This is a genomic window from Salinicola sp. 4072 (assembly GCF_036663415.1).
GTDB lineage: Bacteria > Pseudomonadota > Gammaproteobacteria > Pseudomonadales > Halomonadaceae > Salinicola > Salinicola salarius_A.
The window spans coordinates 24,454-47,347 of sequence record NZ_JAXOVV010000007.1; the positions used below are offsets into that span (position 1 = coordinate 24,454).

27 protein-coding genes, 1 tRNA gene and 1 riboswitch are annotated in these 22,894 nt (G+C 62.4%); of the genes, 16 read left to right on the forward strand and 12 right to left on the reverse strand.

The annotated features are described in order from the left end of the window. Positions 1-24: 24 nt before the first annotated feature. From wrbA to pdxH, 4 genes are all read left to right on the forward strand, one after another. Complete coding sequence (wrbA, locus tag R3F72_RS07030) at positions 25-669, forward strand: NAD(P)H:quinone oxidoreductase (RefSeq protein ID WP_087720353.1); 645 nt, start codon at positions 25-27, stop codon at positions 667-669. Then, positions 666-1,052 carry a DUF2069 domain-containing protein gene (locus tag R3F72_RS07035; RefSeq protein WP_087720354.1) on the forward strand — a complete coding sequence of 129 codons (387 nt, stop codon included), beginning with the start codon at positions 666-668 and terminating at the stop codon, positions 1,050-1,052. Before wrbA ends, R3F72_RS07035 begins: the two co-directional genes overlap by 4 nt. Then, a complete protein-coding gene (locus tag R3F72_RS07040) occupies positions 1,049-2,299 on the forward strand; it encodes a hypothetical protein (protein WP_332779285.1) in 1,251 nt (416 codons plus the stop codon). The genes R3F72_RS07035 and R3F72_RS07040 overlap by 4 nt, the downstream gene beginning before the upstream one ends. A 119-nt stretch (positions 2,300-2,418) precedes the next feature. Beyond that, positions 2,419-3,069, forward strand: a complete 651-nt coding sequence (gene pdxH, locus R3F72_RS07045) for a pyridoxamine 5'-phosphate oxidase (RefSeq protein WP_332779335.1) — start codon at positions 2,419-2,421, stop codon at positions 3,067-3,069. Positions 3,070-3,208: 139 nt separating this feature from the next. Here the strand turns inward: pdxH and R3F72_RS07050 are convergent, their stop codons facing one another. The 4 genes from R3F72_RS07050 to R3F72_RS07065 all read right to left on the reverse strand — a co-directional run bounded on the left by R3F72_RS07050 (position 3,209) and on the right by R3F72_RS07065 (position 9,227). Next, positions 3,209-4,093: a glycine betaine ABC transporter substrate-binding protein gene (locus R3F72_RS07050; RefSeq protein WP_332779286.1), complete on the reverse strand. Its 885-nt coding sequence runs from the start codon at positions 4,091-4,093 to the stop codon at positions 3,209-3,211. Positions 4,094-4,182: 89 nt separating this feature from the next. Further along, the gene (locus R3F72_RS07055) at positions 4,183-5,025 is read right to left on the reverse strand and encodes an ABC transporter permease (protein WP_303853307.1); all 843 of its coding nucleotides are present in this window, start codon (positions 5,023-5,025) and stop codon (positions 4,183-4,185) included. Next, positions 5,025-6,227, reverse strand: coding sequence for a quaternary amine ABC transporter ATP-binding protein (locus R3F72_RS07060; protein WP_087720358.1), 1,203 nt, complete (start codon positions 6,225-6,227; stop codon positions 5,025-5,027). The genes R3F72_RS07055 and R3F72_RS07060 overlap by 1 nt, the downstream gene beginning before the upstream one ends. Positions 6,228-6,431: 204 nt before the next feature. Then, positions 6,432-9,227, reverse strand: coding sequence for a bifunctional acetate--CoA ligase family protein/GNAT family N-acetyltransferase (locus R3F72_RS07065; RefSeq protein WP_332779287.1), 2,796 nt, complete (start codon positions 9,225-9,227; stop codon positions 6,432-6,434). Between the two features lie 153 nt (positions 9,228-9,380). Here R3F72_RS07065 and R3F72_RS07070 point away from each other — a divergent pair, with 153 nt between their 5' ends. From R3F72_RS07070 to R3F72_RS07090, 5 genes are all read left to right on the forward strand, one after another. Then, a complete protein-coding gene (locus tag R3F72_RS07070; protein WP_332779288.1) occupies positions 9,381-10,316 on the forward strand; it encodes a histone deacetylase family protein in 936 nt (311 codons plus the stop codon). Positions 10,317-10,421: 105 nt separating this feature from the next. Further along, entirely contained in the window at positions 10,422-11,054 is a 633-nt protein-coding gene (locus R3F72_RS07075) for a helix-turn-helix domain-containing protein (protein WP_332779289.1), read from the forward strand. A 58-nt stretch (positions 11,055-11,112) separates the two neighbouring features. After that, positions 11,113-11,448: a DUF1244 domain-containing protein gene (locus tag R3F72_RS07080; RefSeq protein WP_087720362.1), complete on the forward strand. Its 336-nt coding sequence runs from the start codon at positions 11,113-11,115 to the stop codon at positions 11,446-11,448. After that, the gene (gene moaB, locus R3F72_RS07085) at positions 11,445-11,975 is read left to right on the forward strand and encodes a molybdenum cofactor biosynthesis protein B (RefSeq protein WP_332779290.1); all 531 of its coding nucleotides are present in this window, start codon (positions 11,445-11,447) and stop codon (positions 11,973-11,975) included. The genes R3F72_RS07080 and moaB overlap by 4 nt, the downstream gene beginning before the upstream one ends. Then, a complete protein-coding gene (locus R3F72_RS07090) occupies positions 11,968-13,170 on the forward strand; it encodes a molybdopterin molybdotransferase MoeA (protein WP_332779291.1) in 1,203 nt (400 codons plus the stop codon). The genes moaB and R3F72_RS07090 overlap by 8 nt, the downstream gene beginning before the upstream one ends. A gap of 21 nt (positions 13,171-13,191) precedes the next feature. Here the strand turns inward: R3F72_RS07090 and R3F72_RS07095 are convergent, their stop codons facing one another. The 6 genes from R3F72_RS07095 to R3F72_RS07120 form a co-directional block, all read right to left on the reverse strand. After that, positions 13,192-13,740: an acyl carrier protein phosphodiesterase gene (locus R3F72_RS07095; RefSeq protein WP_087720364.1), complete on the reverse strand. Its 549-nt coding sequence runs from the start codon at positions 13,738-13,740 to the stop codon at positions 13,192-13,194. A gap of 18 nt (positions 13,741-13,758) precedes the next feature. Then, positions 13,759-14,109 carry a TusE/DsrC/DsvC family sulfur relay protein gene (locus tag R3F72_RS07100; protein ID WP_087720365.1) on the reverse strand — a complete coding sequence of 117 codons (351 nt, stop codon included), beginning with the start codon at positions 14,107-14,109 and terminating at the stop codon, positions 13,759-13,761. After that, positions 14,109-14,399, reverse strand: coding sequence for a sulfurtransferase complex subunit TusB (gene tusB / locus R3F72_RS07105; RefSeq protein ID WP_087720366.1), 291 nt, complete (start codon positions 14,397-14,399; stop codon positions 14,109-14,111). The genes R3F72_RS07100 and tusB overlap by 1 nt, the downstream gene beginning before the upstream one ends. Positions 14,400-14,415: 16 nt before the next feature. Continuing rightward, positions 14,416-14,802, reverse strand: coding sequence for a sulfurtransferase complex subunit TusC (gene tusC / locus R3F72_RS07110; protein WP_087720374.1), 387 nt, complete (start codon positions 14,800-14,802; stop codon positions 14,416-14,418). Between the two features lie 14 nt (positions 14,803-14,816). Further along, positions 14,817-15,209: a sulfurtransferase complex subunit TusD gene (gene tusD / locus R3F72_RS07115; protein WP_087720375.1), complete on the reverse strand. Its 393-nt coding sequence runs from the start codon at positions 15,207-15,209 to the stop codon at positions 14,817-14,819. A gap of 112 nt (positions 15,210-15,321) precedes the next feature. Then, positions 15,322-15,993: a Bax inhibitor-1/YccA family protein gene (locus R3F72_RS07120; protein WP_087720367.1), complete on the reverse strand. Its 672-nt coding sequence runs from the start codon at positions 15,991-15,993 to the stop codon at positions 15,322-15,324. A gap of 164 nt (positions 15,994-16,157) precedes the next feature. Between R3F72_RS07120 and R3F72_RS07125 the strand changes: the two genes are divergently transcribed. The 5 genes from R3F72_RS07125 (at position 16,158) to R3F72_RS07145 (ending at position 18,086) form a co-directional block, all read left to right on the forward strand. Continuing rightward, positions 16,158-16,248, forward strand: a tRNA-Ser gene (locus tag R3F72_RS07125). Between the two features lie 289 nt (positions 16,249-16,537). Then, the gene (locus R3F72_RS07130; RefSeq protein WP_332779292.1) at positions 16,538-16,882 is read left to right on the forward strand and encodes a hypothetical protein; all 345 of its coding nucleotides are present in this window, start codon (positions 16,538-16,540) and stop codon (positions 16,880-16,882) included. A gap of 148 nt (positions 16,883-17,030) precedes the next feature. Then, a complete protein-coding gene (locus R3F72_RS07135) occupies positions 17,031-17,273 on the forward strand; it encodes a DUF1654 domain-containing protein (RefSeq protein ID WP_087720369.1) in 243 nt (80 codons plus the stop codon). 126 nt (positions 17,274-17,399) lie between these two features. Beyond that, positions 17,400-17,702 (forward strand): hypothetical protein, encoded by a 303-nt coding sequence (locus R3F72_RS07140; protein WP_071231219.1) that lies wholly within the window; start codon positions 17,400-17,402, stop codon positions 17,700-17,702. Positions 17,703-17,870: 168 nt separating this feature from the next. After that, positions 17,871-18,086 (forward strand): hypothetical protein, encoded by a 216-nt coding sequence (locus R3F72_RS07145; RefSeq protein WP_139284269.1) that lies wholly within the window; start codon positions 17,871-17,873, stop codon positions 18,084-18,086. 107 nt (positions 18,087-18,193) lie between these two features. Here the strand turns inward: R3F72_RS07145 and R3F72_RS07150 are convergent, their stop codons facing one another. Together R3F72_RS07150 and R3F72_RS07155 are read right to left on the reverse strand one after the other, a co-directional pair. Further along, positions 18,194-19,903, reverse strand: coding sequence for a potassium/proton antiporter (locus tag R3F72_RS07150; RefSeq protein WP_071231221.1), 1,710 nt, complete (start codon positions 19,901-19,903; stop codon positions 18,194-18,196). Between the two features lie 348 nt (positions 19,904-20,251). Further along, complete coding sequence (locus tag R3F72_RS07155) at positions 20,252-21,067, reverse strand: hypothetical protein (protein WP_143543273.1); 816 nt, start codon at positions 21,065-21,067, stop codon at positions 20,252-20,254. 120 nt (positions 21,068-21,187) lie between these two features. Further along, a riboswitch (TPP riboswitch) is annotated at positions 21,188-21,291 on the forward strand. 31 nt (positions 21,292-21,322) lie between these two features. Between R3F72_RS07155 and R3F72_RS07160 the strand changes: the two genes are divergently transcribed. After that, positions 21,323-22,066: an ABC transporter ATP-binding protein gene (locus tag R3F72_RS07160; RefSeq protein ID WP_087719417.1), complete on the forward strand. Its 744-nt coding sequence runs from the start codon at positions 21,323-21,325 to the stop codon at positions 22,064-22,066. Next, positions 22,059-22,835 (forward strand): ABC transporter permease, encoded by a 777-nt coding sequence (locus R3F72_RS07165; RefSeq protein ID WP_087719418.1) that lies wholly within the window; start codon positions 22,059-22,061, stop codon positions 22,833-22,835. Before R3F72_RS07160 ends, R3F72_RS07165 begins: the two co-directional genes overlap by 8 nt. Positions 22,836-22,894 lie beyond the last annotated feature (59 nt).

The window sequence follows — 22,894 nt, forward strand, 5'->3', positions numbered from 1 at the left end:
TTCGCTTGCTCTCGAGGAACAGCCATGACCGCACACACGGCCGCTACCGGCCCTACCACGCCTTACGTTCTGGTGCTCTATTACTCGCGACAGGGGGCAACGAAGACACTCGCGGAGCAGCTGGCCAGCGGAGTCGAGAGCGTTTCCGGCATTGAAGCGCGTCTGCGCACCGTCCCGGCGGTCTCGCCCGTCTGCGAGGCGACTGCGCCGGAAATCCCCGACGAGGGTGCCATTTACGTCGACGAAGATGATCTACGCCACTGCTCGGGCCTGGCGCTGGGCAGTCCGACACGGTTCGGCAACATGGCCGCGCCGCTCAAGTATTTTCTCGATACGACCAGCGGACTCTGGATGAACGGGGCTCTGGTCGACCGGCCTGCCACGGCGTTCACCTCGACCGCCAGCCTGCATGGTGGGCAGGAGAGCACCTTGCTGACCATGCTGATCCCGTTGCTCCATCACGGCATGGTGTATGCTGGCGTGCCCTACAGCGAGACAACGTTGTTGAGCACTCGGAGCGGTGGAACGCCTTACGGCACCAGCCATCTGGCCGGGCCGAACGCAGATCGGGAAGTCGACGCCGATGAGCGCAAGCTGGCGGTAGCGCAAGGTCGCCGCCTCGCCCAGCTCTCCCTGGCGCTCAAGGCGATGAGGGATGGCCGCTCATGAATGAAGCTCCCACCTCCCGATCGGAGACCGCGGCTCTCGGCACAGCCCGCCGCGCGGTATGGATCGCGTATGCGGCGTTGCTGGCGCTGCTGGTGATCAGTGGCATCTGGCATTACCTCCAGCAACACGCGCAGATCGCCGCACTGCTGGTGAGAATCCTGCCACTGGTACTGTTTCTGCCGACGTTGCTGATGCAGCGGCGCCGCGGCCACATCTGGTTGACGGCGCTGGGCGTGCTCTACGTCGTGCAAGGCCTGATGATCGTTAGCAAGGGTGGCGGTTCGGTGCTGGTGTTTGCCGAAGTCGTGGCCGCCGGCGCATTGGCGGTCATGGCCTATCGATACGCCCGCTTGCGCGGCAGGCTCGATCGCCGCGCTTCATGAGGCCTTCGAGCGTCCTGATCCTCGCCATGCTGGTACTCAGCGTGGCCTCCAATCTGTTCGGCTGGCCGGTCTGGCCGGCCGCCGTACTGGCCTGGCTGGCGACGCTGCGGCTATTCCGCACGCTGCCGCGAACCTCGCGCCGCCAGGCCGGCACGCTTTTCGCCATTGGCCTGCTGCTGTGGAGCGTGGCTCTGATCCGCGGGACGCGCTACCCCTTGCTGGAAGCGCTCACCATCAATCAATCGCTGCTGATGATGTTTGCCGGCGTCAGCTTTCTCACCATGGCCACGCCAATGGCCACCGGAAACAACCAGCGCCCCGGCAGCATGATCGGTACCATGCTGGGCGCCCACCTGTTCGGGGCGGCCATCAATCTCTCCGTGGTCTTCCTGTTTGGCGAGCGCATGCAGCAGGAGGGAAAACTGACTCGCTCGCAGGCGCTCATCCTCGGGAGAGGTTTCACTGCCGCCGCGGCCTGGTCGCCATTCTTCGTCGCCATGGGCGTGGCGCTGACCTACGCGCCCGGGCTCAACTACTTGAACCTGGTGCCGTGGGGTCTGCTGGCAGCGGCGTTGTTGTTGATCCTCAACTGGGTCGATGTCTGGCGATTGAAGGCCCCCTTCACCGGCTATCCCATCGAGAAGAGCGCGCTGCTGATGCCCTGCCTGCTGGCGCTCGTAGTCATCGTGCTGCACCTGCTTTGGCCGGGGCTCTCGATCCCGCTGATCATCGCCATCGTCGCGCCGCTGTTCTCGTTTCTGTTGATGCCACGAAGTCACCGGCGCGAGCGCATCCGCCATCAGTTCACTCATGGATTGCAGCGGCTGGCTCCCCAGTTCGCACTGTTCCTGGGTGCCGGCGTGATCTCTACCGGGCTGGCGGCGCTGCTGGCCAGTCTGCCCAACGGGCTCGACCTGCCGATCGATCATTTCGGTCACTGGCACGCCTGGTTTGCGCTCGGCATGATCGTGATCATCTCGTTTACCGGTATCCACCCATTGATCGGCATCGCCACCCTGGCGCCATTGATTGCGCCGCTCCAGCCCGATCCCACCCTGCTCGGCATACTGTTTTTAATGTGCTGGGCGTTGGGAACCGGTAGCAGCCCGCTATCCGGCAGCAATCTGGCCATCTGCGTGCGCTATCAGATTGCCGTTCGGGACATGCTGCGCTGGAACCTGCCTTACGCCTTGCTGGGCTGGTTCTGTTGCGGCGCCGTGCTGGCGCTCCACGCACGTCTGGGTTAGCGGTTCGCGCTGAAACGCCAACAGACCCTAGGCTAATGACTAAGGCAAGGAGACATCATCGAACCCGCCGGTCAGGCTACAATGGTCACCAATTCATATAACGTCTGCACGGAGAATCACTGATGAGCGACCTCGCCGACATGCGACGGGACTACGAAGGCGAAGCCTTGGCGCCGGAAAATACACCCGATACGCCACTCCCCTTGTTCGAGGATTGGCTGAAACGAGCGACCGAGAGCGAAGGACTGGATGCCAACGCCATGACACTGGCAACGGTGGACAGCGAAGGGCATCCCCACGCCCGAATCGTGCTGTTGAAGGGGTTCGACGCGCAGGGTTTTCGCTTTTATACCAATTATCAGAGTCAGAAAGGCAACGAGCTCGCCCACGTACCCAATGCGGCTATCGTGTTCTGGTGGCCAGAGCTACAGCGTCAGGTTCGCGTCGAAGGCAGCGTCGAGAAGGTCGACGCCCAGCAGTCGGACGACTACTTTGCCACCCGCCCTCGCAAGAGCCAGCTGGCAGCCTGGGTTTCACAGCAGAGCGTCGAGATCCCCAACCGAGACTGGATGAAGGAACGGCTGACCCGTTTCGAGCAGGTCTACGCCGATCAGGCGGTAGAGCGACCGCCGCACTGGGGCGGCTATCTTCTGGTGCCCCATACGATCGAATTCTGGCAGGGCCAGCGTAGCCGGCTGCACGACCGCGTACGCTATACGCGCCGGGACAACCAGGCCCAGGAATGGCACCGGACTCGCCTGGCACCCTGACCGCTCACGTCGCGCCATCCCGGAAGCCTCGGTCACGGGAATCGAACGCAAAACGCCCGGTCAATATGACCGGGCGTTCCTTCACCGAAACGGTGTCTTCAATCGAAGATAATAGTTTCGACCGAAGCTAACAGTATCGTTATTCAGCCGTACCGTCGGTCCATTCGGCGACGACGTCGGGATGCTCGTCGACCCACTTCTTGGCGTTCTCGTACGGATCCGAACCCTCTTCCTGGTTCATGAGCATGACTTCGCCCATCTGATCCGGCGTCCAGTGGAAATTGTCGAGGATGGCGTAGGCTTCCGGCATCCTCTCCTCGAGCCCATTGTGCACGACCGTATTGATGTGCTCGGCTTCCCCGAACGCCTTTTTCGGGTCATCGAGATACTTGAGGTCCCAGCGGGCGAACATCCAGTGCGGCGTCCAGCCAGTCACCACGATGTCTTCCTCGTTCTGGATCGCGCTGGCCAGCGAGGACGTCATGGCAGCACCGCTGCTCGACTGCAGCTGCAGGTTATCGATGCCGTACTCGTCGATGGCATTTTCGGCCTGCGCCATCAAGCCTGCTCCCGGATCGATACCCACGATCTTGTCGTCGAACTCATCGGCGTGGTCGTTGAGCTGTTCGATGGAGTCGATATCGGTATAAGCCGGCACGACCAGGCCTAGCTTGGTCCCCTCCAGGTTCGGCCCGAGATCCTCAACCTCGTCCTGAACCTGCTCGAGGTAGTCGCCGTGTGTCGTCGGCAGCCAGGCAGCAACCATGGCATCGGCATCCCCGGTGCCTACGGCCTGCCACATGACGGCGGCGCCCAGCGAGTTCATTTCGACGTCATACCCCTGCTCTTCGAGCACGGCGCGGATCACGTTGGTGGAAGCGACTTCCGAGGCCCATTCGACGTAGGCCAGCTTGACGGTTCCCTTGCTGTCCTGCGCCTGAGCGACACCGGCGGTCATGCTGATGCCGGCAGCCATCATCAAGGCGCCATAGCGAACGGCTTGTGACATTGCGTTGCGTGTCATCGACTTTCCCCTTCTTATGGTTTACATACCGCAATCCATGCTGCCGACAGAGCCGCCGACAGCATCGGACTTTGCATGGCTTTCCTGCGCTACTTCGTCTTCTTGCCACCGCTGAGAGATTGCGTCAGTCGGTCCAGCAACATCGCCATGATGACCACCGCGATACCAGCCTCGAAGCCCTCACCCGGGCGTAGCCGCTGGATAGCGCGCCAGACTTCGCTACCCAGGCCGTTGGCGCCGATCATCGCCGCGATGACGACCATCGACAGTGCCAGCATAATGGTCTGGTTGACACCACCCATCAGCGTCGGCAACGACAGCGGCAGCTGGACCTTGATCAGTTTCTGACTACGCGTGGAGCCATAGGCGTCGGCTGCTTCGATCAGGTCCTTCGGCACCTGCCGAATCCCCAACGTGGTGAAGCGGATGGCTGGCGGCATCGAGAAGATCACCGTGGCGAAGATGCCAGATACCGAGCCGATACCGAAAAACGGAATTGCCGGAATCAGGTAGACGAATGCCGGCATCGTCTGCATGAAGTCCAGGATCGGCATGATCACCTTGTAGAAGCGATCGGATACCGCAGCCAGAATCCCCAGCGGCAAGGCGATCACGATGGCCACCAGCGTGGCGATGACCACCAGAGTCAGGGTCTGGATCATCGGGTTCCACAGGCCGAGGTTCCAGATCAGGGACAGGCCGATCAGCGCCCCGATCGCCAGGCGCCGCCCTCCGGCTTTCCAGCACAGCAGCGCCACTGCGGCGATCAGCGCCCATTCAGGCAGCCACATCAACCCGTCGTTGAGCAGATTGATACCGGTCTGCGTACCGCGGGAAATCGCCCGGGTAACGCCGGAAAACTCGGTAGTCAGAAAATCCAGTCCGCCCTCGATCCAGTCGCCCAGCGGAATTCTTGGAATATCGAAATCCATCATTCTTCTCCCGTCTGCGCCAGTTGTTCGAGTACGGCACCCTTGACCACCACGCCGAGCAGCCGCTGTTGGTCATCGATGACCGCCACGGGGATGCTCTTTCCCTGGAACATGGGGTACAGCGTTGCCAGCGGCTCGTCCGGTCCAATACGAGGGAAGTCGGTCACTAGCAGTTCCTGGATCGAATCCTTGCCGGCCTTCGCCGCCTCATCGAGGCTATCGGCCTCCAGGATTCCCAGCAGTTTGCGCTCGCGATCGACGACGTAGATCGAATCCAGCGCATTCTCGCTCATCTTGCGCAGTACGGTGCGCGGGCCGTCGTCGTGGCGGGCCGTGGCGCGAACCGGGCGCATGACGCGACGTGCCGTCACCACGCGAGAGCGATCGACACCCTCGGTGAAGCGAGCGACATAGTCGTCGGCAGGACGTGTCAGCACTTCTTCCGGCGTGCCGATCTGCACGATCTCGCCATCACGAAGCAGAATGATGCGATCACCGATATTGAGCGCTTCATCGAGATCGTGGGTGATGAAGATGGTGGTCTTCTTCATCCGATGCTGCAGCTCGATCAGCTCCTGCTGCATGTCGCGTCGGATCAGCGGGTCGAGGGCGGAGAAGGCCTCGTCCATCAACAGCACGCTGGAATCGTTGGCCAGCGCACGAGCCAGGCCGACACGCTGCTGCATCCCGCCGGACAGCTGGTTGGGATAGGCATTCTCCCAACCCTCGAGACCCACCTGTTTGAGGGAATTCCTGGCCTTCTCGGCCCGTTCGGCCTTGTCGATGCCGCGAATCTCGAGCCCATATTCGGCGTTCATTTGCACCGTGCGATGCGGGAACAGGGCGAAATTCTGGAACACCATCGAGAAGTGTCGACGACGACAGTGCAGAAGCGCCTTGTCGCTCAGCTGTGGAATGTTCTCCCCACCGATGATGATGTCACCCTCGGTGGGTTCGATCAGGCGGTTAAGACAACGAATCAAGGTCGACTTGCCTGAGCCGGAGAGGCCCATGATGACGAGAAGCTCGCCTTCCCGAACGTCGAAATTGATGTTGGAGAGTCCGAGCGTCTGCCCGGTCTTTTCGAGGATCTGGGCGCGATTGAGACCCTCGTCACGTAGCTTGAGCGCTTTCTTGGTGTCGTCGCCGAACACCTTGCTCAAGTTTCGCACTTGAATCTTGGTTTGCTGTGTGTCGGTCATGTCAGGCCTAGGTTGGCAAAGCAGAAGAAGCTCTTCACGTAGCGGTTAACGCGCGTGTCGAACGGTATCTGTTAGTGTTGTTAGGTTTCGTATCATACGGTTTTATCAATAACCCTTCAAACGACAATATCCTATAATTGAATGGTCGTTCAACTTATTGCCGCTTTCTACCTTCTCCCTCAGCGATTAAATCTTCCCGTGTCGTCAGTCCAGTGCCGCCTCCAGGCGGTGGCGCTGCCAATCGCTCTGCGGATCATTCAGCCGTAGCGTGGCTTCGAGCACACCCTCTTCGATATTCGTGCGCAGCTCGAACCCCAGACTCGCCAACAGGTGTCGCATCGGCAGGTTGTCGTTCATGACAGTTCCCACCATGGCAAGCGTCCCCACCTGACGGCTGTAATCGATCATCTTGCGCATCAGACGACGTCCGAGACCGATACCGTGGAAATCATCACGGATGATGATCGAGAATTCGGTACGAATGTTGTCGGGATCGTTCCACACCCGCACCACGCCCAGCATCTCTTCGCCGGTTGGCCCACTGTCGCTGGCCTCCGCATCCGCCAGCTCTTCACGCCGACGAACCGCGATGAACGCCATCTGGCGGTCGTAGTTGATCTGGCTCAGCTGGGCGAGATCCCGCGTCGACAGCACCGCCTTGTGGTGGAAGTAGCGGTAACGAATGCTCTGCTCGGACAGGAAGGTATGAAAACGGGTAATCAGCGGCGCGTCCTCACCTCGAATCGGACGAATTTCGACGTCCATTCCCGCCAGCATCACCGTTTCTCTTAGCTGTTCCGGGTACGGCATGATCGCCTGTATCGATGCCGCCCCCAGATCCAGCGCGAAATCGACCGCCAGCAGGCCCTCGTGATTGAGCAACAGCGGATTGATCTCGAGCCCTTTGAGGCGCGGCAGGTCGGAAGCCATCTGAGACAGTTTGACCAGCAGGCGAGAGACCCAGACGATCGCTTCCCGGGGATCGTCGCTGTGTTCGCGAATCAGTCGACCTGCCCGCGTACGGTCGATGAGCTCTTCCGCCAGCCGCATGTTGAGCGGCGGCAGCGCCGTCTGGCGATCCGCCATGACATCGATCTTGTAGCCCCCGGTGCCGAAGACGATGACCGGGCCGAACTCCGCATCTCGCGTGATGCCGGCACACAACTGCAGCGAGCCCTTGCCGCGCTGCATGGTCTGGAGACAGTAGCTGTAGATGGGGCTGTCCGGCAGCGCTTCACTGACACGCGCCTCCAGACGGACGACCGCATCTACCACGCTGCCGGGCTGCTCCAGGTCCTGAATCAGCGAGACAGCCTGCCGACGCGATTCCCCGCCATAGCGAAACGGTTCGCAGTTGTCACGATGGACGACCTTGACCGCCCATGGCCCCTGCAGCCGTTCGGTGGCCCGCTCCGCCTGCTCCAGATCGAACACGTACTCGCTGGGGGCACATTCGATACCGTAGGCCCCCAGCACGTCGCCGGTTTCCTGATGGGTCAGCCGATCCCGCTGGCGTGCCAGGGCATCGTCGATGAGCGCATGACAGCACTGGCGCATCTCGGCACTGGAGCCGAACGGCAGCGATGGCGGGGTCTCCTGCAACAGGTTCTGGACCTGGCGATAGCGCACCAGATGCAGGAAGGCTCTGACGGCCTTCTCCGGCGACACGTAGCTGGGAATGCCGGCGCGGTTGCAGGCCGCACGGGCATCCAGCGCCTCCTTCAGCCCCATCCAGCTCACCAGCAGGCGATGCCGGAAGCGCTGGCGCGCCTCGACCAGCGCATTGGCGGTCGCCAGGGATGGCGCCAGTCGTGTCGGCGCGTGCAAGACCAGCACCGCATCGACATTAGGGTCGCGCGTCACGATCTCCAGCGCACTCAGATAATCTTCCGGCGTGGCGCTGCCGCCCAGATCGACCGGATTGCGTCCCGGGCGGCTGACGTCCAGCTTCCGCGTGATCAGTGCCTGGGCGGATGTCTCGCTGAGCTCGGCCAGCAGACCGCCGCCGTCGATCAGCTTGTCGATCGCCAGCAGCGCCGGACCGACGCCATTGGAGACGATCGCCAGACGATCGCCCTTCGGCGGCCTAAACCGCGACAGCGTTTCCAGCGCATCGAACAGTTCGTCGGAATCGTCGACGCGCACGACCCCGGCACGGGCCAGCGCGGCATCGACGATGGCATCGCGACGATCGATGCCGGCCGTCGGCGCAACCGGGCTCAGCGTCGCCTCGGCGGTGCGCCCGCTCTTGATCGCCAGCACCAGATGGTTACGCGACGATTCACGCAGCGCCGTCATGAAGTGGCGCGCATTGCGGAACGCCTCCAGATGCAGCAGCAGCGCCCGGCAGCGCCCGGATTGATTCAGGTAGTCGATGACATCCGGCAACTGGACGTCGAGGCTGTCTCCCAGCGTCACCAGATGGGAAAAGCCGACCTCGCGGCCAGCGGCCCAGTCGATCATCGCGTTGCCCAGCATGCCCGACTGGCCCAGGTAGGCAACGCTGCCATCGCCAATCGGCTGACTGGCGTAGGTCGCGTTGAGCCGCATGGAGGGAACCGCGACGCCGAGACACTCTGGCCCCAGTACCCGCATGCCGGATTGCAGCGTTGCCTTTTGCAGCCGCGCCCGCAGCGATCCTTCTCCCCGGGATCCAGCGAGCGCCTCGGCACCTTCGCCAAGCGACGCTCCGCCCGACACGATCAGCGCCGCCCTGACCTGCCTGGCACCTAGTTTTTCCAGCACCTCGGGCACGCCGTGCAAGGGCGAACAAATGATGGCGAGATCCGGGGTTTCGGGAAGGTCGGCAATACGCCGGAAGCAGGCCACGCCATGAACCTCCTTGTAACCGCGCGGATTGACCGCCCAGATCGGGCCGGGAAACCCTGCCAGAAGCAAGTTTTGAAGAACGACTCCCCCAGTCGACTCGGGCTTGGGGGAAGCTCCGATCACCGCCAATGAGCGCGGAGCGAAAAATCGGCGCAGAAACTGCGTGGCCACGGTGGACCTCACGACGTTGGTTATGAGGTTTTCAACCCTACACGGTCAGGCAGCCGAGGTTTACCTCATAGACCAAAGTCGAAGCACAACGGTGTGACGCGGCACACCGCTCTCGCCCAGAATGAAGCGACTTCGAACCGGCTGGCGAGACTCATGATCACTTCGTATCTCACTCATCCCGACATCGTTCTGCATGACATGGGCTCTCACCATCCGGAGTCTCCCATGCGCCTCGAGGCCATACGTGCCAGGCTCATGCTGAGCGGCCTGCTGCAGCAGACGATGCAGTCGGAGCCCGGGCCGGCGACGCGCCTCCAGCTCGAGCGAGTGCATGCCCCAGACTACCTCAGCGCACTGGACGCACAGCGACCACAAAGCGGCCTTCAGCAGCTCGATAGCGACACGCGAATGGGACCGTACTCGCTGGAGGCCGCAGCGTTGGGTGCCGGTGCGGCGATCCGGGGTGTCGACCTGGTCTGCGGCAACCGTGCCGACAACGTCTTCTGCGCCGTGCGCCCGCCCGGTCACCATGCCGAGCGGGCGCTAGCGATGGGCTTCTGCTTCTATAATAACGTGGCCGTGGCGGCCGCCCACGCACGCGCCGTTCACGGCATAGAGCGAATCGCGATCCTCGACTTCGATGTCCACCAGGGCAACGGCACGCTGGACATCTTCCACGACGACTCCTCGATACTGGTCTGCAGCAGTTTTCAGGAAGCGTTCTACCCATGGCGCTACCTGACGGGCGAATGGCCCAACATCATCAATACGCCCCTGGCTGCCGGCACGGGCAGCCTCGGCTTCAGGAGAGCCGTAGAAGCCGCTTGGCTGCCTGCCCTGGATCGGCATCGGCCCCAGCTGGTGCTGCTCTCCAGCGGCTTCGATGCCCACCGAGACGACCCGCTGGGTCAACTGGCGCTCGATCACGATGACTTCTACTGGATTACCACACTGGCGATGGATGTCGCGCGGCGGCATGCCGGCGGCAAACTGGTCTCGGTGCTGGAGGGCGGCTATCACCTGAAGACGCTGCCGCTGAGCGTCGAAGCCCATCTGACGGCATTGCTGGGCCATCCCTATTCGGCCTGACTTCGTGCCGAGCGCTTTCGGCGCAGGGCCTGGGCGCCGCGCTGTGATATTCTTGGGCCTTCAATGCTGCACAATGATTTTCCCACGCTCCTGACAGAGAGTTTCATGGCCGCCAGTAACGATCAGGATGCCGCGCTGCGCATCGCCGCCGGTCGCAAAGCCTTCGTCGAACCCCTTCGCCTGGGCGAGCGGCTCAAGGAGATACGGCTTTCGAACCATTGGACGCTGGGCGACGTCAGCGCCCGCACCGGGCTGGCCCGCTCGACGCTGTCCAAGATCGAGAACAACCAGATCTCGCCGACGTTCACCGCCGTTCAGAAACTGATCACCGGTCTGGGCATCGACCTGCCGCAACTGCTCAAGCCCACCAAGCCCAAACGGCAGTCCAGCGGCCGTCGCGACCTCACCCCGCGCGGCGACGGCAAGCAGCACCCGACCCCGACCTACGAGCACGAGCTTCTCTCGTGCCAGCTGGCCCAGAAGCGGATGATTCCGTTCAAGACGATCGTACGCGCTCGACGCTTCGAGGAGTTTCAGGAGTGGGTTCGCCATGATGGCGAAGAGTTCCTGATGGTTCTCGAGGGCAGAATCCTGATGTATTCGGAATTCTACGAGCCGCTGGCGATGGTCGCCGGCGACTCGCTCTACTTCGACAGCGACATGGGCCATGCCCTGGTCTCCACGAGCGAGAACGACGCCGTGGTGCTTTCGGTCTGCACGCCCGGCGACACTGACTGACGACGCTTCTACCGTTATTAATCCCCGATTTCATCTCCAGCAACGACGGGAGTCCCCGATGCATCACCTCGACGACCAGACCCGCACCGAACTCGAAGCCGCCGCCTTTCGCCGTCTGCTTCGTCACCTGGACGACAACAAGGATGTCCAGAACATCGATCTGATGATCCTGGCCGACTTCTGCCGTAACTGCCTGTCCAAATGGCTGGTCAGCGCGGCCGAAGCGCGCGGCACCGAACTGGATTACGAGACAGCGCGCGAATATGTCTACGGCATGCCCTATTCCGAGTGGAAAATGCACTATCAGGCCCCGGCCAGCGACGAGCAGCTCGCCGCGCTGGAAGCACGCCAGGCTCGCAAGGCCGAGGCCAACGGCAGCAAGGAGAATTCATGAGCGACTCGCCCCTGATTCCGCTGTCGATCGCGGTACTGACGATCTCGGACACGCGTGACGAGAGCAGCGATCGCTCCGGACAGACACTCGTCGAAGCCCTCGAGGCAGCCGGCCATCGGCTGGCCGAGAAGTGCATCGTGCCGGATGACGTCTACCGGATTCGTGCCGTGGTCGCCGGATGGATTGCCGATGACGACGTGCAGGTCGTGCTGACGACGGGCGGCACGGGTTTCACCGGACGCGACTCCACCCCGGAAGCGATCGCCCCGCTGCTCGACAAGCGTATCGAAGGCTTCGGCGAACTGTTTCGTCAGCTCTCGTTCGAGGAGATCGGCAGCTCCACCGTCCAGAGCCGCTGCCTGGGCGGTCTGTCCAATGCCACCGTGATCTTCTGCCTGCCGGGTTCGACCGGCGCCTGCCGCACCGGCTGGGATCGCATTCTCAAGGAGCAGCTGGACAGCCGCCATCGTCCCTGCAATTTCGCCAACCTGGTGATTCCCGAGAGGGGGACGCATAGCCATGGCTGAGCAACCCCAAAGTGGACTCCAGAGTGTCGAGCAGGCACTAGAGGCGCTGCTCGACGGCGTCGGGCGCCTGGAGAGCGAGCGAATTGCCTGCCTCGATGCCGACGATCGCGTGCTCGCCGACGATATGGAAGCCGCCATCGACGTGCCGCCGGCCGACAACAGCGCCATGGACGGCTATGCGCTGTTCAGCGGAGACAGCGGCAAGCGCTTGCCGATCTCCCAGCGCATTCCCGCCGGCCAGCCGCCGCAGCCGCTGACGCCCGGCACCTGTGCTCGAATCTTCACGGGGAGCGAAATACCGCCTGGCGCGGATTGCGTGGCGATTCAGGAAAACGTCGAGCTGGACGGCGACGACGCGATCGTCCCGGTGACCCAGATTGGCCAGAACGTGCGTCGCCGTGGGCTGGACGTGGCCACGGGGCAGCCTCTGCTGGCCGCCGGCACGCGGCTCGGCGCCGCGGCCCTGGGGCTGCTCGCCGGACAGGGTTTCTCGACGGTGAATGTGGTGCGGCGGCCGAAGGTGGCGCTGCTGCTCACCGGCGACGAGATCGTCGAGCCCGGCCAGGCGCTGGCGCGCGGACAGATCTACAACAGCAACGGGCCGATGCTGGCGACGTTGATCCGCCGCTTCGGTGGCGATCTCGTCAGCCAGGTCAAGGTGGCCGACGATTTCGATACCACCCTGGCGCGCCTGCGGGAAGCTGCGGCCAAGGCCGATGTCATCGTCACCACGGGCGGCGTCAGTGTCGGCGAGGAGGATCACGTCAAGCCGGCGCTCGAGCAGTTGGGCGAGCTCTCGCTCTGGCGCCTGGCGATGCGGCCGGGCAAGCCGCTGGCGTTGGGAACGATCGGCCGGACCCGACTGGTCGGCCTGCCCGGCAATCCGGTTTCGAGCTATGTCGGTGCCTGGCTCTATCTGCGCCCGCTGCTGGGCAAACTGCAGGGCTGCAGCGACAGGCTGTCGCTACCGGTGGTCAGCGCCGAAGCGCAGTTCGAAACCCGGACACAGGGGCGGCGCCATTACATGCGTGCCAGTCTGGCGTTCGAGGGAGAGCGAGTCACTGCCAGCCTCTATCCCGAACAGAGTTCGGCGGTACTGACCTCCTGCGCGGCCACCAATGCCTTCGCCGTGATCCCGTCCGACAGCCATATCCGTCCCGGCGATCGTGTCGACTGTCTCTGGCTTCAATACTGAAGACTGGCGGCAAGCGTCGGTTCAGTCACGGAACCGGCGCTGCATGTCGGGCCATAGCGTGACGAAAGCGGCTTCGAGATTGTCGTACTCGTCACGCAGCCAGGGCGTCAGCGCGGCGAGCTGGTTGGGGCCGCGCAAGCGCTGGCCGATGCCGGCGATGGCGCGACAGGTGAAATCGAAATCGGCATAACATCGCAGCCAGTCGCCGTCGATCAGCGTTGGCACCATCCTCTCCAGGCGCGCCGGCGCCTGCCGCTCGCCAAGGACCCGGTAACAGCGTTCCACCAGTGCCGCATCCGGATGACGGCTGGCGAGAAAATGATCCCACACCACATCCAGCGCGATACCGGCGAAACGCCGCTGGGCTTTCGGCGCCATCTGCAGCAGGCGCAACACTTCCGCGTGCCGATCGATGGCGGCATCGACCTGACGGTGATGACGAATGCCAGACGCGACCGCTGCCGGCCACGATTCGAGATCCGCCCCCTTGACCCCGTCGGCGATCAGGTTGCCGTAAAGGAATTCATCGCTGCCGTGGCGCGAAAGCCAGGCGTGAGCGAGAAAGTTCATGAAGTCTGGTAACCGGCGCTAGAGACAGTTGGTCGGCTTGGGCAGGCCGGCCAGCCTGGCGCCGACCTTGGCCGGGCTTTCGGGGAACAGCTGCATCAAGTAGATCGAGCTGCCCTTCTCCTCGCCCAGCGACTGCTTCACTGCCTTGACCAAGGGGCGCATGGCCGGTGCGGCCTCGAAGCGCTGGTAGAAGTCTCGCAATACCGCGATCACTTCCCAATGGGCCGGCGTCAGCTCACGACCGTCATCCGCCGCCAGCGCTTCGGCGACGCTTTCCGACCAGTCGTCGAGAGAGACCAGGTACCCCTCCGGGTCCAGCGCGATGGGCTGCCCTTCCACCAACAGTGTTCTTGCAGTTGTCGTTGCCATTAGAACCAGCTCACACAGCGTTGATGGCTTTCCGTCAGCGACAGAAAGCCGTTCATGTCGACGACCGCGATGGCCGGGCTGACCCGCTCGGCCAGCCCCCGGGATGCCAGATCCTCCGCCAGCACCGACACGCGCCCCCCGAAGGGCTCGAGCGCGGCGCTGGCCGACGGTAGCGCCGCATAACAGGCGTCTTCGATCAATAGAAGATGATCGTCGGCCCCGAAGGCTTCGCCCAGTTCTCGATAGACGGATAGCGACTGCGGGGATCGATTGAGCAGATGCAACAGCATTGGCGTCGTTCCGGGCCTAGAAGATCAAGGTACGAGGATGGCGCGCGAAGAGCTCGGCCACCGCCTCGGCATTCAGTGGCACCATCGGCAACATCAGGTCGTCGGCCGAAAGCTCCCGCTCGGCGAGCGCCGTCTCGCTGACCCAAAGCATGTCGATGTCATACATCTCCAGCATCGCCATCTGCGGGTGGGTGCCCTTTTGCCCCAAGGCACCCGCCTGCTGATCTTTCAGCAGCGCGTAGACACCGTCGCCCTGGAACAGCAACCCGACCCGCTGGCCGAAGGCGGCCGCCACCAGCGCGACGTCGAGCCCCTCGCGAAGCCATTGCGAGCCGTGTGGCGGATGGCGCAGCACGATCAGCAGGTCCTGCGGCACGGTTTCTACATCAGAAACGGTTTCCATATCAGAAAAAGTCGTCATGGCGCAAAGGTGATCAGTCGATCATTGGCTAGCATGGCATCGACCAGTTGGCCGACGCCGGTCAATTCGAACGGTGGCTCGACGCTATGCGCAGCCAAGCCGTGACGGCTGGCTTCGCTGGTATCCAGCACGCCCCGACGCAACCCCGCCGCCACGCACACCAGAAGTTCGGCGCCATGTACTTCGTGGAGGCGCTTCCAGCCATCGGCCAGGTGTACTTCGTCCTGCGGCGGTGACATCAGCGCCGAGGCGTTGTGGACCCCGTCATGATAGAAGAAGACCGTCTTCAGACGGTGCCCCCTCGCCACGACGGTTTCCGCGAAACGAAGCGCCGAGAGCGCGGATTGATGGCTGTAAGGCGCGGCATGCACCAACAGAGCGTAGGTCAGCATCGGCAATCGGTCGCTCCGTTTCGTGAATCCCAAAACGCCATGGTACCAAACGACAAGGCCCCACCGTAGTGGGGCCTCGATGCCGTCGATGGAACCATCGAGCTGGATGCTAGTCGTCGGACATTACGCCCAGGATCGACAGCAGGCTCACGAACAGGTTGTAGATCGACACATACAGCGTGATGGTCGCGAGAATGTAGTTCGTCTCACCCGCGCGATTCACGATCTCGCTGGTCTGGTACAGGATCGCCGCCGAGGAGAACAGCACGAAACCGGCAGAAACCGCCAGCGCCAGCCCCGGGATGTTGAAGATCAGCGCCGCCACCATGGCCAGTACCAGCACGATGGCACCCGCCATCATGAAGTTACCCAGGAAGCTGAAGTCTTTGCGCGTGATCAGCGCAACGGCGGAAAGCCCCAGGAACGTGGCCGCCGTCATGCCCATCGCCGTCATGACCAGCTGTGCGCCGTTGGGAATCGACAGGTAGAGGTCGATGATCGGCCCCAGCGTGAAGCCCATGAAACCGGTGAAGGCAAACGTTGCCGCAATGCCCGCGCCGGAGTTGGCCGTCTTGTGCACCAGGAACATCAGACCGTATGCGCCGATGAAAAATACGAAGATGTTGAGTTGCGTAACGCCCATGGCCACGGCAGCGCCAGCGGTCACGGCGGAGAACAGCAGTGTCATGGCCAGCAACATGTAGGTGTTGCGCAACACCTTGTTGGTGCTGACCGCGCTCGATCGACGATCGGCGACGTCGTGCGATGTTCGATAATCCATTGTAGTCCCCTCAGTTCTATTGAAACTCACCCATAGACCAGAATGCCCTTGCAAAGTTCCCCTGACAAGCGCTACGGAAGCCCCCGGGAAAGAAATAACTTATTGAAAGCTAAAGAACCCATTGACGTTCTCGACCGAGCTGGTACTATGCCTCGCCGTAAGACGGAGGGATGGCAGAGCGGTTGAATGCACCGGTCTTGAAAACCGGCGTAGGTTAATAGCCTACCCAGGGTTCGAATCCCTGTCCCTCCGCCATTTTTTTTTCGAGAAAGGTCAGCTACTTAGCTGGCCTTTTTTCGTTTCTGGATTGTTCAATCCATTTCTCTTCTGCTACTGGCACACACACGACAATGTGTCCTTTTCCATCTTTATGTTAGTGAAGACATCTAGGCAGGCCAGGCTCTCATTCAACATCGCTCTGTAGATCGACATCCATCAGGCTTCACTAATCGCCCAGCCAAAACGCCGCCCACGCTAGAGAGCGACCGCCAAAACTGTCATAGTGGATACCATTCATCAGAAGACAGGTATCGTTTTGAATTCCATGAAAAATATTCTCGTTGCCGGGGCGCTGGGCGCCATCATCGGGTCAACCCAGGCGTCTGCGGCCGACTTCGAATGCTCGGCAGATAGCTTGATGAAACATGTCGGCGAGCAGACGCAGCAGATCGAGGCGTTCATCGCCAGCAGTGACGACCCCCAGCAGACCCAGCAGGAACTGGCGAGCATGGCGAGGGGCTTGCGCGAGAATGGTCGGGTTTCCAACCATGACGAGGAGATGAAGAAGCTGGCGAGCGGCGCCGATTTCCAGCCGTCCCAGTCGTTCTGCGATGATATGCAGACCACCATGTCCGCCATCCAGTCGTACATGGAGAGCCATCCGCACTGAGTTCGCTTTCAGCACCGGAGACCGTGCGGGCTTGGTTCGATATGGCGGTGCAAGGCGTCTACCCGCTCGGTTCGGTTGAGCGTTCCGTTTGTGTTCGCCTCTCTCCTGACCGATACTGTATGCATGAACAGTCATCTCGGAGCGTTCGATGGTCATCCTCTTCCCAACGCCTGAAGCCAGACTCGTACGCCGGGCGGAAAAGCTCATCTCTGTGGCACACGCCAATCGTCGTCATCAGGTGACGATCAGCCGAGGGGACGGAGAGCCCGTCGATGCCTGGGAACGGTTTGTCGAGCAGTTCGAAGACAGTGATAGCATCCGTGTCATTCACATCACCCGCCATGACGTATTGCTCAACTGGTGCTCGCCCACCTCGGGCCTCGCTTCGTGATTCAGATCGCCGAAGGTGTCTGCGCGGGATCGAAGCAGAGATATCCTTCATTCGTTTTTTTGATTGATGATGCGGATAGGGGGGCGGACGGTGCTACCCTGCGACTAGTCTCTAATGATGTTGCCAATGCACCGCGCGTTAATCTTCTTTGTCGTTTTTCTTCTATTGGCAGGCTGCGTGTCGGCGACGCCGCGGCTGACAGCCACGAATTTCCTGCGGGACAGCAATACCTGCGAGCGTCAGACGCACCAGATCGCTGGCGAACGTGAATATCAGCTATGCATGGCGCGCCTGGGTTGGCCGGACCCCCAGAGGCAAATGGCACTGGAACTGGCTGACGATAGCCGCAACGATCAAGGTAGTGGCTTCATCGACGAAGCGATCAATGGCCTTCAGTTCGGTTTGCAGTGGGATCTGGATCCGGATTGAACTTCGCGGCCCTCGTGGACTCACAAGCACTCGCCCAAGCCGCCGCGCTCCACTTCGCTCGAGGCGCCTCCCATAGCATGAAGCGCCTCACCCGGCCGATGGATTCGCTGTACAACGCCGGCGTCTCAACTAACCTGAAAATCGATGTCTTTCCTGGAGGATTCCATCATGGCAGAACCGTTCGTCGAGATCAGAAAGACACATCTACCCGGCAACCCCCAACAGGTCAGCTATGAGGTCTACGATGGCGACACGGGTGGCAGCCTGGGGCATTTTCCGGAAGCCGCCCAGGCACAGAAGCGAGCCGACAGCATGAACAGCATGACGTCTCGGGAGACTGGCAAGCGGCTGGACCACCCCACCGACGATGCAGACGTCGAGTAATACGCTTTTTCGACTACACAACTACACAGACACCAGACGCCGCTACGGGGCCATTAATGCAGCCCCCGTAGCCTTGTTTCAGAAGCGAAGCCCAGCCGCTTCGACGATCAATGATAGAGACGTAGACCCACTCGCGTGACGCGATTCCCTTCCATCTCGCTGACGACCCAGTGGAACCCATGCCAGTCGACGTCGTCCCCGACCACGGGATGGCCGCCGACGCGCAGCGCCACGAACTCCCCTAGTGTCATCTCCTGCTCTCCGGGACTCAGCGTCAAACCGTAGGCGTTGGCCACTTCCTGCATCAGGGCCTCGCCATCCAGCGTGAAGGTACCGAAGAACGCACGCTCCCGCTTGAGCTTGGCCTCGCCGTTGAACAGCCGGTTGAGCGATGGCAGATCGCCGGTCCGCCCGATCAGACAAATCACGTCACTCAGCCGCAAGCGCGTACTCCCCTTGGGGTGCAGCATGGCGTGCTGGCGAAAGATCGCCGAGATCAGCGTACCGGATGGCAGGCGCAGCAGGCGAATCGGCACGTCATCGAGGGATTCATTCTCGACCTTGTAGACGAACATCTCGTAGTCGTTCTCCGGCAGCACGCCCAGTTGCCCGCGTCGATCGGGCGTCGTGGTTTCCGGCAGCACCACCCGCATCCAGCGGGCGACCCGCGCCAGTGTCGAGCCCTGCAGCAGCAGCGAGATCAGGACGACGAAGAACGCCACGTTGAAATAGAGCGTGGCGTTCTCGACACCGCTGATGACCGGGAAGATCGCCAGCACGATGGGAACGGCCCCGCGCAGCCCGACCCAGGAAATGAAACCGATCTCTCGCCACCGGAAATTGAAGAACGGCACCAGCGAAGCCACCACCGCGACGGGACGTGCCAGCACGATCAACGCCACGGCCAGGATGGCGCTCGGTATCGCGTAATCGATCATCTCCGACGGCGTGACCAGCAGACCCAGCACCAGGAACAACCCGATCTGGCTCAGCCAGGCCAGCCCGTCGTGGACGGGAAGAATATGCGTGAGATGGCGACCGGGCTGGTTGCCGATCATCAGACCGGTGAGATAGATGGCCAGGAAGCCGCTGCCGCCAGCAGCGCTGGTGGCGCCGAAAATGCAGAACCCCAGCGCGAGCGCCAACAGCGAATAGAGCCCCGGTGCCAGATCCAGATAACGCAGCAGCTTGGCCGATACCCAGCCGCCGCCCAACCCGACGGCAAGCCCCAGCCCGAACTGCAGGAAGAAGCGCATCAGCGTCTCCCATACACCTCCGACGGCACCGGTCAGCAATTCGGCGAGAGTGATGGTGAGAAAGATCGCCATCGGATCGTTGGTACCGGATTCGATCTCGAGCGTTGCCCCCACGCGCTCGTTGAGATTGACGCCCTGCCCCTTGAGCATGGAGAAGACCGCTGCGGCGTCCGTCGAGCCGACGATCGCCCCCACCAGCAAGCCTTCGGTAAGCGTCAGATCCATTAGCCACATGGCCAGCAGGCCCAGAATACCGCTGGTCAGGAAGACCCCGATGGTGGCCAGCGACAGTGCCGGCCTGAGCCCCACGCGGAAGGTCCGGAAGCGCGTGCGAAGGCCGCCGTCGAGCAGAATCATCGCCAGCGCCAGGTGGCCGATCAGAAACGCCTGAGAGTAATCATCGAACTGCAGGCCGAGTACACCTTCCTCCCCGGCGAGCATACCCAGGCCCAGAAAGAGAACGAGCAGCGGTACGCCGATCCGGGACGACACCCGGCTGGCCAGAATACTGAGGGCTATCAGTGCCCCACACACAAGAAACAGGCTATTGATCGAGTCCAATTCTCAGCCATCGGTTATGAGTCGGGATGATCCAGGGTCTGTTGCCGTTTCGGCGCGAACCGCGTTGCTGCGCCAAATGGTGTCAGGCCAGGCGCGGGATGCCGATAAGGGTGGTTCCCTTTTCCAATCCCGCAACGCCGCATGGCGCCATTTGCCGCGCAACCCGAAGGGCCGGGCCGGTTTTTGCACGGTGCTGCATTTTTCGTCATTCATTTGGAACGACCAAATCACATTCCTCACGCCTTGCCCCGCACAAAAACTGGTTCCGGCGCGGCCGTGCATGAAACGGCAACAGACCCTAGTATGCCATGCAGGCGAAGTCTTGCGGGGTCGAAAATTGCTGCAAATTTAATCTTCTAGCCAGTGTGGATGGGCGATCACCCGCTCCCCGGCGCCTTCTCCATGCAGCGCCAGCAGCACCGCCAGCGCTCGCATTCCGGGGCGATAGTCGGTGAGATCCGGTATCGGATGACGGCGACCATAAGCGGCGATGAAGGCATCGCGGTGGCCGGCGTTTTCCAGCAGCAGTTCTAGCAGGCAGAGATCCAGCTCCAGCGGCGCCCACACCAGCGCTTCCCAGTCGCTCCATAGCCAGTCCGTCGCGCCTTCGAGAAATTGATCGCTGCGCAGATCCGGCAGGCACCAGACGCTCTTCGCGGGCTGCGGCCAGCTCGGCATGTGGCCTATCCAGTCGCGCCGGGGGTGATTCTCCACGAAAGCGCGAGCACGCTCCGGCCAACTCGACAGCGGCGAGATGTCACCAACTGGGTGACCAAACCCCGGCTGTGCCTCCTGGTGCAGTAGCGCCAGTTGATCGCCGAGTCGCGCGGCCAACGTCTCGCTCATTACAGGCGGGGCGGCATGACGCCATGGCAGGCTCCAGAGCGGCGCCTGCTGCAGCCGGTCGAGGAACGTCATCGGCAGCGGCGCCATCGGCAAATGGGGTGGCAGCCACCCCGGCACGCGGGTCAGGGCCTCGGGAACTTGCCAACGGTCGAACCCGAACAGCTGCTGGATACCCCACCAGAAACCGTCGTTTGCGGGCGATCTCCTCGCCAACTTCAGCAACTGCGGGGAAAGCTCTTCGCTACGCCACAGCCAGTTGGCGCTGTCCGGCCAGCGTAGCGCCAACGGCGTCAGCGACTTGCCCGTCAACGCTGTCATGCGCCGGGTGAGTTCGTCATCCGCGCGGATCGCAAGGTCTCGCATCGTCAATGCACTTCGTCCTTGTGTCGGTCCGATCATCGCCGGTGGGCAGGCGGTGATGGTCGGCGTACAATCGCAGGCACTGGATAGGGGTGCCCATGCGACGGGCTGAGAGTGCGGTATGCACAACCCTTGAACCTGAACCGGCTAATACCGGCGGAGGAAATGCCAGCAGTTCTCGCATGACTTCGCCCGGCCCCGATGGGAGTTGTCATGCCACCACCCGGACTCATCGTCCGCCAGGCTTCGCTGACCTTCGGCGATCGCCCGTTGTTCCACGGGCTTCAGGCCCGGTTCGATGCGGGCAGCTGGACCTGCCTGCTCGGTCGCAGCGGCAGCGGCAAGAGTTCCTTGCTGCGCATGATCGCCAGCCTGAGACTGCCTGACAACCATCATCTCGATCTCGCTACCAGCGACGGCGCGCCGTTGGCGGGCCGTCTCGCCTGGATGGCGCAGCAGGACCTTCTCGTTCCCTGGCAGCGCGTGGTGGATAACGTGATGCTGGGTGCGCATTGGCGAGGGCGACCCAAGCCCGAGGATCGCCAGCATGCCGAGCGCCTGCTGGACCAGGTCGGTCTCGCCGACAAAGCCGGCCAGTGGCCGGACGAACTCTCCGGCGGGCAACGCCAGCGCGTCGCCCTCGCCCGCACGCTGTTCGAGGATGCCAGCGTCGTCCTGATGGACGAACCCTTCTCGGCGGTCGACGCCATTACCCGGCTGGAGCTGCATGACCTTGCCAGCCGGCTCCTGGCCGACCGCACGGTAATCATGGTGACGCACGATCCGCTCGAGGCGCTGCGCCTGGCCGATCGAATCCTGATCCTGCAGGGTGAGCCCGCCCACCTGGTATCGATACCCGTGCCCGAAGGCGCTCGCCCGCGCCCGCTCGACAATGTCGACCTGCAGCGTCGTCAGGCCGAGCTCGTCACTCGGCTGCAGGAGTCGGCACATGCTTGAGAAGATTGCACCGGGCCGACTCGTTCGCCCCGTGGGGGCGCTCGTCGTCCTTGTTGCCATCTGGCAGTTGGTACTGATGCTGACCGGCGTGCCACGCTACATCCTGCCCTCGCCGACGGCCGTCGGTAGCGCGCTGATCGAACAGCGCGCGTTGCTTGCTCATCATGCCGGCATCACCGCCATCGAGATAGTGGCCGGGCTGATCGGCGGCATCCTGCTGGGGCTGGCAACGGCGCTGGCGCTGGCTCGCTTCCGCGCCCTGCGCCGCACGCTACTGCCCCTATTGCTGATCAGTCAGGCCATCCCGCTGTTCGCGCTGGCGCCAATCCTGATGCTGTGGCTCGGTTACGGCCTGGGCCCGAAGATTCTGATGGCCATGGTCATCATCTACTTTCCGGTCGCGTCGACCGGCTACGACGGGCTGCGGCAGACACCACAAGGCTGGCTCGATCTGGCCCGCACCTTCGGGCTGAGCCGGCGCCAGCAGCTGCTGAAGGTGCAACTGCCGGCCGCCCTGCCGTCGCTCGCTTCCGGGCTGCGGATGGCAGCCAGCGCGGCGCCGATCGGCGCGGTGATCGGTGAGTGGGTCGGCTCCAGCCAGGGGCTGGGCTACTTGATGCTCAATGCCAATGCACGGTTGCAGATCGACCTGATGTTTGCCGCTCTGGTCGTGCTCGTGGCGTTTGCCGTCCTGCTCTACTTCGGCGTCGATGCGGCATTGAGGCTGTCGATGCCCTGGCACCGGGATCGCGTGGAATCCGGGCCTTGAAACGAGATCACACCGGGTCTTTCCAGCGAATCGTATCAACCATGCATGCCTTCATGAAT

Excerpts from the sequence above, each read along its gene's own strand:
- wrbA (WP_087720353.1), top strand. The coding sequence starts at position 25 with ATGACCGCACACACGGCCGCTACCGGCCCTACCACGCCTTACGTTCTG.
- R3F72_RS07035 (WP_087720354.1), top strand. The coding sequence starts at position 666 with ATGAATGAAGCTCCCACCTCCCGATCGGAGACCGCGGCTCTCGGCACA.
- R3F72_RS07040 (WP_332779285.1), top strand. The coding sequence starts at position 1,049 with ATGAGGCCTTCGAGCGTCCTGATCCTCGCCATGCTGGTACTCAGCGTG.
- R3F72_RS07050 (WP_332779286.1), bottom strand. The coding sequence starts at position 4,093 with ATGACACGCAACGCAATGTCACAAGCCGTTCGCTATGGCGCCTTGATG.
- R3F72_RS07055 (WP_303853307.1), bottom strand. The coding sequence starts at position 5,025 with ATGGATTTCGATATTCCAAGAATTCCGCTGGGCGACTGGATCGAGGGC.
- R3F72_RS07060 (WP_087720358.1), bottom strand. The coding sequence starts at position 6,227 with ATGACCGACACACAGCAAACCAAGATTCAAGTGCGAAACTTGAGCAAG.
- R3F72_RS07070 (WP_332779288.1), top strand. The coding sequence starts at position 9,381 with ATGATCACTTCGTATCTCACTCATCCCGACATCGTTCTGCATGACATG.
- R3F72_RS07075 (WP_332779289.1), top strand. The coding sequence starts at position 10,422 with ATGGCCGCCAGTAACGATCAGGATGCCGCGCTGCGCATCGCCGCCGGT.
- R3F72_RS07080 (WP_087720362.1), top strand. The coding sequence starts at position 11,113 with ATGCATCACCTCGACGACCAGACCCGCACCGAACTCGAAGCCGCCGCC.
- moaB (WP_332779290.1), top strand. The coding sequence starts at position 11,445 with ATGAGCGACTCGCCCCTGATTCCGCTGTCGATCGCGGTACTGACGATC.
- R3F72_RS07090 (WP_332779291.1), top strand. The coding sequence starts at position 11,968 with ATGGCTGAGCAACCCCAAAGTGGACTCCAGAGTGTCGAGCAGGCACTA.
- R3F72_RS07095 (WP_087720364.1), bottom strand. The coding sequence starts at position 13,740 with ATGAACTTTCTCGCTCACGCCTGGCTTTCGCGCCACGGCAGCGATGAA.
- R3F72_RS07100 (WP_087720365.1), bottom strand. The coding sequence starts at position 14,109 with ATGGCAACGACAACTGCAAGAACACTGTTGGTGGAAGGGCAGCCCATC.
- tusB (WP_087720366.1), bottom strand. The coding sequence starts at position 14,399 with ATGCTGTTGCATCTGCTCAATCGATCCCCGCAGTCGCTATCCGTCTAT.
- tusC (WP_087720374.1), bottom strand. The coding sequence starts at position 14,802 with ATGGAAACCGTTTCTGATGTAGAAACCGTGCCGCAGGACCTGCTGATC.
- R3F72_RS07120 (WP_087720367.1), bottom strand. The coding sequence starts at position 15,993 with ATGGATTATCGAACATCGCACGACGTCGCCGATCGTCGATCGAGCGCG.
- R3F72_RS07130 (WP_332779292.1), top strand. The coding sequence starts at position 16,538 with ATGAAAAATATTCTCGTTGCCGGGGCGCTGGGCGCCATCATCGGGTCA.
- R3F72_RS07135 (WP_087720369.1), top strand. The coding sequence starts at position 17,031 with ATGGTCATCCTCTTCCCAACGCCTGAAGCCAGACTCGTACGCCGGGCG.
- R3F72_RS07140 (WP_071231219.1), top strand. The coding sequence starts at position 17,400 with ATGCACCGCGCGTTAATCTTCTTTGTCGTTTTTCTTCTATTGGCAGGC.
- R3F72_RS07145 (WP_139284269.1), top strand. The coding sequence starts at position 17,871 with ATGGCAGAACCGTTCGTCGAGATCAGAAAGACACATCTACCCGGCAAC.
- R3F72_RS07155 (WP_143543273.1), bottom strand. The coding sequence starts at position 21,067 with ATGACAGCGTTGACGGGCAAGTCGCTGACGCCGTTGGCGCTACGCTGG.
- R3F72_RS07160 (WP_087719417.1), top strand. The coding sequence starts at position 21,323 with ATGCCACCACCCGGACTCATCGTCCGCCAGGCTTCGCTGACCTTCGGC.
- R3F72_RS07165 (WP_087719418.1), top strand. The coding sequence starts at position 22,059 with ATGCTTGAGAAGATTGCACCGGGCCGACTCGTTCGCCCCGTGGGGGCG.